This window comes from Trichocoleus desertorum ATA4-8-CV12, assembly GCA_019358975.1.
In the GTDB taxonomy this organism is placed as follows: Bacteria; Cyanobacteriota; Cyanobacteriia; order FACHB-46; family FACHB-46; genus Trichocoleus; species Trichocoleus desertorum_A.
The window spans coordinates 1-13,172 of record JAHHIL010000045.1; the positions used below are offsets into that span (position 1 = coordinate 1).

Consider the following 13,172-nt stretch of genomic DNA (forward strand, 5'->3'; position numbering starts at 1 on the left):
TACGATCCAGCGGTACATTGAAGATCCTCATCATCACTAGCCAGTAGGCGGCTAAAGCCGCTTGAGTCGCTTTTCCACCTCGCTCTAAAGAGACGAGGCTACCAAGCCTCCCATGCTAATCATGTGTGATTTTTCATTTCGGGCCGAGCTGCGGTTGTCAGACAATCTAAACGAAGAGATCTAGAGCGATATCTGACAACTCAGCTAATCTTTACTAGCCTAGTAGGTGCATTGCTGTCGATAGCTGTGGTTTTAGATGACTTTCCCTAGCCGATTGGCTCAACTGAATCCCTCTCGTAGCCTCCAAGCGCGATTAGGATTGGCAACGGGTGGCATTGTGCTGCTGCTATCAATCTTGCTGAGTTGGCTGGTGGGGTATACCACGAGCGTTCAGTTGCAGAATACTCAGGGGCAATCTCTGGCTGAGTTGGCTTATCAAATGGCCGACAAACTCGATCGCGGCATGTTTGAGCGCTACCGCGAGATGCAAATTCTGGCGGCTCTACCGCCCATTCGCAACCTAACTTACTCATCTGCGGCTCAGCGATCGCTGTTAGAAAAGTTGCAAGACACTTTCCCTGACTACGCCTGGATAGCGCTAATCGATCCTCAGGGCACCGTACTTACAGGCACTGGCGGAATTCTCGAAGGGGTCAGTGTTGCTTCGAGGGATGTGTTTCAGCAAGGACGGAATAAACCTTTTGTCGGCGATGTTCACGATGCCGTCATGCTGGCTAAGCTGCTGCCACAGACCAAGGGTGAACCTTTACGATTTCTGGATCTATCCGCTCCGGTGCTCAGTGAGCAGGGGCAGTTGCAAGGTGTGATTGCTGCGCATCTCAGTTGGGATTGGGCAGAGGAGGTCAAGAAGTCGTTGCTGGAACCGATGGCCCAGCACAGCCAGGTTGAAATTTTTGTGTTGGATACGGCAGGTCAAGTCTTGCTCGGCCCTGATGCTTTGGTCGGAAAAACTTTGGCTCTACCTAGCGTCCAAGCAGTTCAGGCTAACCAAAATCACTATGTATTGGAATCTTGGCCGAGTGAGGAAAAATTTTTAACTGGATTTGCCCGCACCCAAGGATATCGTGATTATCCTGGCTTAGACTGGCTGGTGCTAGTGCGGCAAGATGCAGATGTGGCCTTAGCTCCGGCGCGGCGGCTGCAAAATCAGATCTTAGGGCTAGGGCTAATTTGTGGCATTGGGTTTGCTATCCTCAGTTGGCTCAGTGCTAGCCTGATTGTCAATCCGATGCTAGAAATTGCGGCGATCGCCAATCGGATGCGGCAAGGCGATCAGAAAGTTGTGATTCCGCTTATGCAGGGGCGAGACGAACTGTCCAAGCTCTCCCAATCCTTACGTTATTTGGTCTCTGCGCTGAGTGAGCAGCAAGAAGCGTCATACCAAAGTGAAGAACGCTACCGATTACTAGCAGAAGCGCTACCGCAATTTGTTTGGCTGCTGGACACCGCCGGACAAGCCGAATACTGCAATCACTACTGGTATGACTACACAGGCTTGAGCGAGGCCCAAACCCTAGGCTATGTCTGGGATGCAGCGTTACACCCAGATGACCAAGCTCGCCTGAAACGAAAGTGGCGACAAGCTGCTAAGACAGACAACCAATTCGAGATTGAGTACCGGATTCGCTCTGCTACTGGGGAATACCGCTGGTACTTAGGCTCCCTTGGGCCTGCACGTAATCAAGAAGGGCAGATTATTAAATGGGTAGGAACGGCAGTTGATATCGAATCTCGTAAGCGGGCCGAAACCGAACGGATAGAACTCCTTCATCGAGAACAAACGGCTCGCCAACAAGCAGAAACAGCTAACCAGCTCAAAGACGAATTTCTCGCGGTGTTGTCCCACGAATTGCGATCGCCCTTGAACCCGATTTTGGGCTGGGCTAAGCTGTTGCGAACTCGCCAGTTTGACGCCGAAACCACCGATCAAGCTTTGGAAACCATTGAACGCAATGCGAAGCTTCAAGCTCAACTGGTAGAAGATCTGCTAGATGTTTCTCGGATTTTGCAGGGCAAGTTGGGCCTGAATATTGCCCCAGTGAATCTAGTGACGACGATCGAATCAGCGATCGAAACGGTGCGTTTAGCGGCAACAGCCACATCAATTGAGATCCACACCAAGCTAGATCAACGCGTAGGTTTGGTGGCAGGAGATGCGAACCGTCTCCAACAGGTGATGTGGAATTTGGTGTCTAATGCAGTCAAATTTACGCCTGCTGGAGGCCGTGTAGAAGTGCAGTTAAAGGCAATGTCCCCTTATGCTCACATTCAAGTGGTTGATACAGGGAAAGGCATTCGTCCAGAATTCTTACCTCACGTGTTCGATCATTTTCGTCAGGCAGACAGTAGCATCACCCGACAATTTGGAGGCTTGGGGCTGGGGCTGTCAATTGTGCATCAAGTGGTGGAGTTGCATGGCGGTACAGTGCGAGTAGACAGTCCTGGGGAAGGTTTGGGCTCAACTTTTACCGTGCAGTTGCCAATGATCCAAGGGGCTCCAGTCGTAGAGTCTGTTGAATCTCCAACCGAGCCAGAAATGAGTCTGGTTGGCATTAGAGTTTTAGTTGTAGATGACGAAGCGGATATGCGGACGTTAGCCAGTACGGTTTTGGCCCAAGTAGGCGCGAAGGTCGAGGTGGCAGCTTCTGCGGCAGAGGCATTGGCGGTGTTGCGGCGCTCAGATGTAGATGTGTTAGTGAGTGACATTGGCATGTCCGAGATGGATGGCTATCGGCTGATTCATCAAGTGAGAATGATTGCACCATCCCTAGAAGCTCCCCTGCCTGCGATCGCGCTGACGGCTTACGCGGCTGAGTCTGACCAAAAGCAAGTCCTCTCCGCAGGTTTCCAAAAACATCTGGCTAAACCCGTAGAACCGGACGAGTTAATTCAGGCGATCGCCACCCTCGTAAAACGACCCCTCTAGAGCGATCCGCTGTCTTTGCGTAGTGCAGCCAGATTTGCGTACCTCGAAAGTGATAAAAAATACTTTTCGGCTTCATGAAAATTCCACTCCTTGGAAGCTTTATTGCTGCTCCCAGAATGGGTAACTTAGCAAAAGTTCCCTTCATCGCCCTTGTGGACTGACTACTACAAGCGGCTTTTCATTTCTGCTATGACAATCTTGCAAGACCAAAACTTAATTGCGCAGCCTTTACCTTTAGCAGATCTATGGTTGCTACTGGTAGAAGATGAGCCAGATATTGCTGAGCTGCTAACTTTTTTATTAGAGCAGTCTGGAGCCCGCGTGATCACTGCTGGTTCAGGTCACGAAGCCCTCAAAACAGTGGAATGTTTTGTTCCCGATGTATTCATTAGTGATATTCGGTTGCCTGATACGGATGGTTGGTCCCTTCTCGCTGAGGTGAGAGCGTTAGAAAACCAAAAAGGGTTGCAGGTCGTTCCGGCGATCGCGATTACCAACTACAGCACGAAATTGCTAGACCAACAGGTGAACGCGAAGGCGTTAGCCGCTGGGTTTCAGAAGTACTTCTCTAAGCCTTTAGAGTTTGACGAGTTTGTGATGGCGGTGGCTGAGTTAGCTCATCGTTAGCCCCGTTAGCGCGATCGCCCTCCCAAATCCTCAATTAAGGTCTGGAGCGTCATCATCTTTAGGCTGCTCCGAGTCTGGCGGCGAAATATTGCTGAAGGGCGAAGAACTAGAAGCCTCGGATTGAATGGGTTCAAACACAGGACAATACCCTTCTGGGGCTACTTTGAAACCAAACAGAGGCGATATTTGATTCCAGCAGCGTTGTCCTCGGTAATGCTGACAGTTGCCGCAACAGTCTAGAGCCAACGGCGGGCGATCGCTGGTTGGAGTCAGTAGCTCCCATTGCGGCAAGCCTCGCAGCACCAACTCTTCCCCTTGCCAACGTGCTTCGATTAAGCCTGTATCTGCGAAATTGTGCCAACGGGTATCGACGGTAATCGCATCGGGCAGCGTAATCGTGACTACAGTGCCAAGTTCTGTCAGTTCTCCTTCATAGCTGGTTTCAGGGGCTGCGGGTTGCAAAAAGGTTTCACCCACAGGCAGCTCAACCACCGTCCCTGCGGCAGGGGAATGTAAGTGATAGCGGTTGTGCAACTCATCCAGACTGGTCAAATCAGACAAATAGGTGGGAGAACTGTGCACAAACACCACATGCTGAGGCCGCAAATTGTGGATCAATTGCGTGGTTCCAGGGCCATCGCAGTGATCGGCCAGCAAGTAGGTTTCTACTGCCAAGCGGCCTGCGCGAATTTCAGCTTGCAATCTCCGTTCTACTGCCTTTGATGGGGATATAACCAGTTGACGACGGGGCGATCGCTCAGATTCCGTTGCGTTAACGGTGGTTAATTTTTGAGGAAGCAATAGGAGCCAAGGCCCATTGTCTGGACGGCAATACTCACTTAAATCTGCCGTAGCATCCGTGAGAATAATACAGGGAGGCTGCAAATGAGCCGCACTCAACAGTTCACTAGGGTTGAGAGCAACCGCATCTTGTAACCGTCGCACCCGTGGGCGGACTCGCTCATCCCAAAACAGAGGCTGATGCTGAGCAAAATTCTGCACGGTTGTGGGTAAATGAGGCAGCAACTGGATATAGGCATCACAAGCGGCTGCCACCATGCCACTCACCCAGATGTTGATGTCGCGTCCGGTAAAGTGGTGATGACTCCGCAACAACATTAATAGCTCTTGTCCTAAACCCAAAGTAGGTGTGGGGAGCAAGACTGAATAACCTTCGGCGATCGCTTGGCTAACTCGCTCGGCTACTTGGTTTTCTTGTTGTCGCCGCCGAGGGTGCCGTGAGGTGCCATAACTTCCCTCCAAGATCAGGACATCGGGGCGTAATCCGCGCAGTTCTTCTAGCGGAAACCCTTCTACCAACCGAGAGTTGGAAAGAAAGCAGTCTCCTGTATAAAAAACGGTGTAGCTGCGCTGCGGCGTGGTGTAAGTGAGTAAGAAGGCCGCAGCTCCTGGTAAATGACCCGCAGGCCACAACTCAGCCGTCAAACCTTCTTGAAACTCAATCGGCGATCGCCAAGGCAAAGCTTGGCAAAACGGAGGAATCTTGGCTGGCTCTAGCCCTGGCCAGTTAAACGGTAATAACTCGGTGGTAACTTCGCTAGCATAGATGGGCAGTTGAGGAAATGCCTCGTGTAGGGCTAGCAGCCCTTGAGCATGGTCTGGATGGGCATGAGTACACAAGACCAAATCGGCAGGTAGAGCGCGATCGCCATCTACAACTAGAGGTGAAATATCTTGCAGACCGCAATCTAACAAAATCCGATGAGGTCCCATCCGCACCAGCAAGCAAACTCCTTCGTCTGCGTGACCAGCACCGTAGGGCAAACATTCCAGCTCAACCACGTCCGTAGTTATTAGTGTGCAGAGCCATTGCCGTGATAGTTGTCAGAATCGTAGAAACCGTTTCGAGTGCCAAAAAACAAGCACGAAATTGTAAATACAACGGTTAGAACAGCCAAAATTAACTTAACGTCCATATTTATAAACCGGGTAAACAGCAGTAGCAGTAAAGGGGATTAACTATGGGATGTGCGAAGACCTTTGCAGGCCAAAGCAGAGCAAACTTGACGGCATTGTAGAACAAACTGATTAAAATCTTAGCGATCGCAACATTTTTGACACAATTACCGTGAGTTTGATTTCCACCGCTCAGTTTATTCAGCCCTCTTGGTTAGCTCGTCCTTCTACAGAGGTAGCCCCAGACTTGTTGGGCTGCACTTTAGTCAGGCAAACCCTAGATGGCACAATTCTACGCGGTTTAATTGTAGAAACTGAGGCTTATGCACCCGGTGATCCTGCTTGCCATGCCTATCGCCGCCGCACGACTCGTAATTCGGTCATGTTTGGCCCCGCCGGACTCAGCTATGTTTATCTGATCTACGGCATGTACCACTGCCTAAATGTAGTCACTGATGCCGATCAGGTGCCCAGTGCTGTCCTAATTCGAGCCTTGCAATTGAATACAATCCCTGCTTGGATCGACCCCCTTAAAGAACGCAAACTCGACCGCGTGGCAGCGGGACCCGGAAAACTTTGTCGCGCCCTGCAAATTGATCTGAGCTTGACAGCTCTGCCCTTCGCGCCAGGACAGCCCTTATGGTTGGAGCATCGTCATCCCAACTGGCAAGAAGATTTCGATCAAGGGGCGATCGCCTTTGTCCAAACCACTCGTATCGGTTTAACCCAAGGTGCCGATCTACCTTGGCGCTGGTACATCAAACAATGTCCTGCGGTGTCCAAGCTCTAGAATCCAGAAATTCTAAAGCACGACTTCCTCGCCTTTTTCTGTAAAGCGAACCGACTCAATTTTCCATTGGGGATTGGCGGTTAAAGTTTTGTTTACAGCTCCCAGCAGCGCTAGTTGCTCACAACTAGAAAGAGATTCCAGTTGCCGCTTGGAATTTGGGTTGACACGGAGATCTACGGTGGCAACTCGGCTATCTGGATTGATGCTGACGCGATAGCCTGTCAAGCTAAAATCGGCGGTATCCCATTGCGCCAAAGTTTGACCGATGGCTGCTTCTATGGGCTGTTGCGCCGATACGGTTGCTGGCTGCGGCACCAAAGTTTCGCAATTGCTGTCCACCTTGTAAATTTTGACAGCCACTGTATTTTGAGCATCAGTATTTTGAGCATTAGTATTTTGAGTATTAGCTGTCGTCGTTGCAGCTACATTTCTACTGGGTGTCTTGAGTGGCTGGCTGCGGGTAGCGGCAGTGGGAGCAGGGCTCGCTTTTGCCTGAGGAGTAGGCGTGATACTAGGCACCGCAGCGGGTGCTTGAATAGCGGATCTGGTAGTCTGCGAATTTGATGTAGAGGAGTCAGCGCGATCGCTCGCTTGATCCGCAGAAGGGCTGCAACTGCTCAATCCTAGTAGCACGCTACCAGTCGCTAAAACCGCTAAAGATATTTTATAAAAGTTGATCATTTTTCTGAGTGTCATTAAACAAACTTCGAGCGGACTCTACCACCGAAAGCAGGAGAGGGTTAGCATAGAACGTAGCGATGCCTCTAATCGGTATCGATGTTGAGTTTTGTTGGTTTCATGGACTCTAGTCCAGTCCCTGGTAGTAGATATCTCCTCTAGCCTGGCGGCCAGTCTTCCAGCGCGGGGGAGACGTAGGAGGTTTTATGCTTACTCAGGAAGGCCGTGCCCTGCTGTCCGATATTGCTGACTTAAACCAGCTCAAGTCTGAGCTGAATCAATTGCCTGCTGTAGATGTGGGGGACTACATTGTGGAACTCCCTCCAGAGCGGCGGGCGATCGCCTTTCGCTTACTCAACAAAGGCCAAGCTACCGATGTGTTTGAATATCTCCCCTCCGAAGTGCAGGAGGAATTGATTAATTCAATGCATGGTACCCAGGTTTGCCAAATTGTCGAATCGATGCGACCGGATGATCGGGCGGAGTTGTTTGATGAGTTGCCCGCTGGGGTGGTAAAGCGACTGTTGCAACAGCTCAGTCCTGTCGAACGACAAGCCACAGCGACTATTCTAGGCTACCCCGAAGGCACCGCCGGACGGGTGATGACCACTGAGTATGTACGCCTACGCCAAGGCTTAACGGTCGAGGAAGCGATTCGCAAGATCCGCCTAACTGACCAAGACAAGGAAACCATTTATTACGCCTATGTCACAGACAACAACCGTAAACTAGTACAGGTCGTATCTCTGCGCCAACTTCTCTTTTCAATCCCTAGTGCCCTGATTCAGGATATTGCTAGCGATCGCGTCCTCAAAGCTCGCACCGAAATGCCCCAAGAAGAAGTGGCGCAACTGATGAAGCGCTACGATCTCTTGGCTTTACCCGTGGTGGATCGAGAAGAGCGTCTAGTAGGCATCATTACAATCGACGACGTGGTGGATATTTTAGAAGAAGAAGCCACTGAGGACATTCAGCGGATTGCTGGAGGGAGTGGTGGCGAGGAGTCATCTCTGTCAGCTCCCCTCGATAAGTTGCGGAACCGTCTGCCCTGGCTCATAGGTATCATGGCGCTCTATATTGGAGCTTCTAGTGCGATCGCCCCTTTCCAGGAAACCATTGCCCTCGTCCCCGTACTGGCGGTAATTATGCCGCTGTTCTCCAACACAGGTGGCACCGTTGGCATTCAAGCCCTGACAGTGACCATCCGATCGCTGGGTGTAGGGGAAGTGACACCCGCAGATACCTGGCAGATTCTCCGCAAAGAGCTTTTGGCGGGGTTGGGAACCGCTTTGGCACTGGGCACGACAATGGTGATTCTGTCCCTAATTTGGACTCCCCCTCAGGAGCGCTGGGTGTCACTGGTTGCGGGCTTAGTTATGGCAACCAATACCATCGTGGCTGTTACCTTAGGAGCCTTACTACCGATGGGACTAAAGCGCCTGAAGCTAGACCCTGCCTTGGTTAGTGGGCCTCTAGTCACCACCATGCTCGACACGATCGGCTTTATTCTCTTTTTATCCCTGATTACATTCAGCCTGAAGGTTCTTCATCTATCAGGAAGCTGAAAAGTAGCGAGTGGCCTGGTTTAGCTACGTAGCAGTTGCTGTAAGGTTTGCAACAGTTCCTTGGCGGTAAACGGCTTGGTGAGAAAAGTTTTGACCCCCGCATTGGCAGCGGCAGTTAACTTATCGCTGGTGACTAAACCGCTCATGGCAACAGTTTTGAGCTGGGGGTTAATCTTTTGCAGCGTTCGAATCGTGGTAGAGCCATCCATTGCGGGCATCATCATGTCCACTAAGACAGCGCTAATTTCTTGCTTGTGTTGAGCATAGAGGGCGATCGCGTCAATGCCGTCGTGGGCCGTGATCACCCGATAGCCAAAGGCTTCCAGCGAGGTCTTAGTAATGTCTCGAATTGCGGCTTCATCATCGACCACTAAAATCTGCTCATTGTGGCCCCAAGGTAGTTCAGTGTTTTCGACGGTAGTTTGGGGTAACGTTGCTTCTGTGGCTGGCAAGAACACCTGAAAGCGAGTGCCTTGCTTGAGCTTGCTCGTGACATGCATAAACCCACCGTGGCTCTTGACAATTCCCATCACCGTCGAAAGCCCTAGGCCAGTGCCTTTACCTAGTTCTTTGGTGGTGAAAAAAGGTTCAAAGATGCGATCGAGAATTTCGGGCGGAATGCCCTTGCCTGTATCGGATACGGTTATAGCAATGTGGGGGCCAACTTGGGCATCCAGGTGCATCCGGGCATAGTTGTCATCAATCACCAAATTCTCGGCGGTGATGCTAAGCGTCCCGCCGTCAATCATGGCATCTCTCGCATTCACGCAGAGATTCATCAGTACTTGATGTAACTGGGTCGCATCTCCAGAAACTGTCCACAACTCTTGAGGAATATCTGTGTAAATCTCAATTGATTTTGGAAATGTTTCTTTGGCAATTTTGGCGATTTCTAGAATTAGGTGCCTGGTTTGGAGTAAAGTCCGCTCTCCTTCTAAACCCCTGGCAAAGGATAGAACTTGCCTGACCAAATCTGCCCCTCGTTTAGCGTTCAGCTCAACCGTATTGAGAAGGCGCTGACTCTGCTCATCTTGAATTTTGCGTTCTAACAGTTGAGTGGACATGAGAATGGGAGCCAAGACATTGTTTAAGTCGTGAGCGATGCCGCCCGCTAAAGTACCAATACTCTCCATCCGTTGCGCTCGCAGGAACTGAGCCTCAATCTGTTTTTTCTCAGTGATGTCTGTATTGACGACTAAGACTGATTTTGGCTGATTTTGCTCATCTCGTAGCAAGGTCCAGCGACTGGCAACTATCACTTCTTCGTCGTTGCGCTTGACTTGGCGCAACTCGCCATACCACTCACCCTGGGCAATCGTCTGTTGCCATGCGACTTTTAGCTGCGAAGTTGACTCTTTGGTCAAGAGTTGATTTGCGGTTTGACCGATCGCTTCTGCAACGGTCCAGCCATATAAAGTTTCTGCGCCACGATTCCAAACCAGAATTTGGCTGTTTAGGTCTTGTACCCAAATGGCATCTGTTGCGACTTCTAGCAGTGCCGCCTGTTCTCGAAATTTCTGTTCAGCTTGTTGGCGCTGAGTGATATCAGTTTGCACGCCTACAAAGTAAAGTAGCTCGCCTGCTTCCGAAAAAATGGGCGAAATTCGGAGTTCGTTCCAGAAGGGTTGCCCGTCTTTGCGGTAGTTAAGTAGTGTTGTTTGTACTTCGCGTTGTTCAGCGATCGCCCGACGCATTTCTGCAACTGCTTTGGGGTCTGTATCTGGCCCTTGTAAGAACCGACAGTTGCGCCCCATCACTTCCTCTGGTTCGTACCCAGTCATCCGACAGAAGGCCGAATTGACATACGTGATCGGATTGTCGAGTTGGTGCGGGTCGGTGATCAGAACACCATCCGACACAGCCGCGATCGCCCGTGCCAGCCGTAGGTTCTCTATTGCCGCCTGTTTTAAGGCTCGTTCTTGCTGTTTTTGAGCGGCGATCGCTGCTTGCTGTTCCACCCAGTTTTGCTGTTCATTCTGCACCCGCTCTCGGTAGTGCTCAAAGAAATCTGCTAAGTTAGGCGCTTCTTCTAAGAGTGCCTGAAAATGCCCTAAAACTCGCTCGTCTGTGGTGTAAGTTACCTCTGGATGGGCTTCCATCCAAAAATGGCAAGTTTTGACATAGGCAATAAAAGTAATTAAGTGCTGATATGTTTCTGGCCCTAACAATCGTCGCAGCTCTTGCCGACAAAACTCTGCTGCCTCGGAATTCAGAAAAATAAAGATGGAGCAGTACAGGAGAGCAGTTTCTACATCGGCATCCCTTCTAGAGAGAGCTGAAAGCAGATCTGGTTGAGCAGACAACAGGCTGATGTGCTTGTCTACTTCTAGCTCTGTCGGGGGTGGCGCTTCCAACAATGCCAAGATCTCCTGCGCCTGCACCCCTAAAGGACGCAAAGAGCAACTGTGGCAGATCATGCAGTAAGGAATGGCGCAATAGCGAGAAAGATAAGCAGATAGTTTTTCTTTAAATATTGCTGATAAAGGATTACTTAAATAAGCCAACTGAGTCTGATGCCACAAGTTTTCGATGACTTGAGGGTGGGTCTCGGCTGGACTGAAGAAAGGCGGCACAAACCCCAGTTGCGAGTGAATATGAGCTTGGATTTCCTCACTCGTCCGCAGTGCCTTTTGGCTAGATGGGTTTGGCACTGTAAGAGTGCTTGTAGAAATGAGGCTGAGGCGCTGACGCCGTAGTTCCAACTGAGCCACAACCTGGTGGGCGAGAACGCGCAATGCTTCAACTTGCTCTGCACTGATCTCTCTTGGAACATGATCAATCACGCAAAGCGTGCCTAAGTTAAAGCCTTCTGGCGTGGTGAGGGGCACTCCTGCATAAAAGCGGATGTAAGGCTCAGTAATGACAAGAGGATTGCGCGCAAATCGCTCATCTGCCAAAGCATTGGGCACTACTAAAATGTCATTTTGTAAAATTGCATAGGCACAGAAGGCCAGATCACGGGGGGTTTGATCAACCGTTAGCCCTACCTTGGACTTGAACCACTGGCGATCACGATCAATCAAACTGACGAGGGCGATCGGGGTATTACAAACGTGAGCTGCTAAACGAGTTAGCTCATCGAAAGCAGGTTCAGATTCTGTATCTAGAATCTGGTATTGCTGTAGAGACTGAAGTCTCGCTGTCTCATGCTCAGGACAGGCAGCTTTCATTGATTTTCGTTGTTCCTGAATAAGTAGTGCTTGGCTAAAGCGGCGAAAGGGCCAATCAGGGCTGAATTGATTGCATGCCTCTAACTAGTAGGCTTGGCTTCTGTCAACTATGCTTATAATGCCCACTTGGTGGCAGAGTTACCTTAGCTAGATGGCGGAACCTAATGTGTTAAAGCTTGGCTGAGGACGTTAGGAACTTCAATATCTACGGCTTACATATCTACAGCTCACAATCAATAGACACTGATTTGGGATACTGATTTGAGATCAGGGTCTGATCGAACTAGATTTGCTGGCCTATTTGTCCATTGGTTCCACAAAAGTTTTAAAGTTGGAACCTGAGACTATCGGGCTAACTACCAGCATGGCTACTACAGCTTGGACTCGCCGTCACGTCATTTCTTTAATTGATTTTGTTCCCGCAGAGTACGACACAGTCTTACAAACTGCTGCCAGTTTTCGAGAGGTTTTATCTCGGCGAACTAAGAAAGTCCCCACGCTTCAGGGACAGGTGGTTGCCAACTTATTTTTTGAGCCATCTACTCGCACTCGTAGCAGTTTTGAGCTGGCTGCCAAACGTTTATCCGCTGATACTCTTAATTTTACTCCGGGAAATTCTTCTTTAACAAAAGGAGAGACGATTCTCGATACGGCCAAAACCTACTTGGCAATGGGTACAGATTTGATGGTGATTCGCCATCAGCAGGCAGGAGTGCCCCAAGCGATCGCGGATGAGATGGATCGTTTAGCTTCTCTAGTCGGGGTGCTGAATGCGGGAGATGGACAACACGAACATCCCTCCCAAGCCTTGCTCGATCTGTTTACAATTTGTACTCTGCTTGATCCAGAACGACCCCGCTTAGATTTACTCGTTGGCAAGAAAATCGCGATCGTCGGAGATATTTTGCATTCACGGGTGGCGCGATCGAACATTTGGAGCTTAACGGCCAGTGGTGCGGAAGTGCATTTGGCTGGGCCTCCTACTCTTTTGCCCCAACTGTTTACCGACTGTGGTAAAGACCGAGCGGGCAAACTGTTTTTGCACTGGAATCTGGAGCCAGCCCTACAAGATGCAGATTTTGTGATGACATTGCGGCTACAAAAAGAACGCATGACCCAGCATTTGTTGCCCAGCTTGCGCGAGTACCATCAACAATTTGGTATCACCCGCGATCGCCTCAAACTCTGCAAGCCAAATGTCAAGGTGCTCCATCCTGGCCCTGTGAATCGGGGGGTAGAAATTAGTTCTGACCTCATGGACGACCCAGAGTTCAGCTTGATCTCGCAGCAAGTCACCAGTGGTGTGGCTGTCCGCATGGCTTTGCTGTACTTGATGGGCAGTGGCAAAGCTTAAAGAGTTTCAATTTGAGAGCTTGAGGAGAGATTCTGCCATTTCAATCCAAGATTGTCTCTGTTTAACGCAAAGATCCGCACAATAGAGGCAGGACGTTCTATAAAGCTCACCCCTAAGATCACCG

General features: G+C 50.3%; 8 protein-coding genes and 1 pseudogene. 5 read left to right on the forward strand and 4 right to left on the reverse strand.

Annotation, left to right across the window (positions count from 1 at the left end):
* Positions 1-256: 256 nt before the first annotated feature.
* Complete coding sequence (locus KME12_21870; GenBank protein MBW4490436.1) at positions 257-2,947, forward strand: response regulator; 2,691 nt, start codon at positions 257-259, stop codon at positions 2,945-2,947.
* Positions 2,948-3,136: 189 nt separating this feature from the next.
* Positions 3,137-3,574 carry a response regulator gene (locus tag KME12_21875; GenBank protein MBW4490437.1) on the forward strand — a complete coding sequence of 146 codons (438 nt, stop codon included), beginning with the start codon at positions 3,137-3,139 and terminating at the stop codon, positions 3,572-3,574.
* Between the two features lie 30 nt (positions 3,575-3,604).
* Here KME12_21875 and KME12_21880 read toward each other — a convergent pair whose 3' ends face one another.
* Positions 3,605-5,377: an MBL fold metallo-hydrolase gene (locus KME12_21880; protein MBW4490438.1), complete on the reverse strand. Its 1,773-nt coding sequence runs from the start codon at positions 5,375-5,377 to the stop codon at positions 3,605-3,607.
* A gap of 313 nt (positions 5,378-5,690) precedes the next feature.
* Here KME12_21880 and KME12_21885 point away from each other — a divergent pair, with 313 nt between their 5' ends.
* Positions 5,691-6,281 carry a DNA-3-methyladenine glycosylase gene (locus tag KME12_21885; protein MBW4490439.1) on the forward strand — a complete coding sequence of 197 codons (591 nt, stop codon included), beginning with the start codon at positions 5,691-5,693 and terminating at the stop codon, positions 6,279-6,281.
* A gap of 12 nt (positions 6,282-6,293) precedes the next feature.
* Here KME12_21885 and KME12_21890 read toward each other — a convergent pair whose 3' ends face one another.
* Positions 6,294-6,977, reverse strand: a complete 684-nt coding sequence (locus tag KME12_21890) for a hypothetical protein (protein MBW4490440.1) — start codon at positions 6,975-6,977, stop codon at positions 6,294-6,296.
* A 188-nt stretch (positions 6,978-7,165) separates the two neighbouring features.
* On the opposite strand from KME12_21890, the gene mgtE reads away from it, so the two are divergent.
* Positions 7,166-8,524: a magnesium transporter gene (gene mgtE / locus KME12_21895; GenBank protein ID MBW4490441.1), complete on the forward strand. Its 1,359-nt coding sequence runs from the start codon at positions 7,166-7,168 to the stop codon at positions 8,522-8,524.
* Between the two features lie 20 nt (positions 8,525-8,544).
* On the opposite strand, the gene KME12_21900 is transcribed toward mgtE, so the two are convergent.
* On the reverse strand, positions 8,545-10,305 hold the full coding sequence (locus KME12_21900; protein ID MBW4490442.1) for a PAS domain S-box protein: 1,761 nt from the start codon (positions 10,303-10,305) through the stop codon (positions 8,545-8,547).
* 906 nt (positions 10,306-11,211) lie between these two features.
* A pseudogene (locus KME12_21905) lies at positions 11,212-11,694 on the reverse strand (GAF domain-containing protein).
* Positions 11,695-12,058: 364 nt separating this feature from the next.
* On the opposite strand from KME12_21905, the gene KME12_21910 reads away from it, so the two are divergent.
* Positions 12,059-13,048: an aspartate carbamoyltransferase catalytic subunit gene (locus KME12_21910; protein MBW4490443.1), complete on the forward strand. Its 990-nt coding sequence runs from the start codon at positions 12,059-12,061 to the stop codon at positions 13,046-13,048.
* Positions 13,049-13,172: the final 124 nt, after the last annotated feature.

Excerpts from the sequence above, each read along its gene's own strand:
- KME12_21910 (MBW4490443.1), top strand. The coding sequence starts at position 12,059 with ATGGCTACTACAGCTTGGACTCGCCGTCACGTCATTTCTTTAATTGAT.
- KME12_21900 (MBW4490442.1), bottom strand. The coding sequence starts at position 10,305 with ATGACTGGGTACGAACCAGAGGAAGTGATGGGGCGCAACTGTCGGTTC.
- mgtE (MBW4490441.1), top strand. The coding sequence starts at position 7,166 with ATGCTTACTCAGGAAGGCCGTGCCCTGCTGTCCGATATTGCTGACTTA.
- KME12_21875 (MBW4490437.1), top strand. The coding sequence starts at position 3,137 with ATGACAATCTTGCAAGACCAAAACTTAATTGCGCAGCCTTTACCTTTA.
- KME12_21890 (MBW4490440.1), bottom strand. The coding sequence starts at position 6,977 with ATGACACTCAGAAAAATGATCAACTTTTATAAAATATCTTTAGCGGTT.
- KME12_21870 (MBW4490436.1), top strand. The coding sequence starts at position 257 with ATGACTTTCCCTAGCCGATTGGCTCAACTGAATCCCTCTCGTAGCCTC.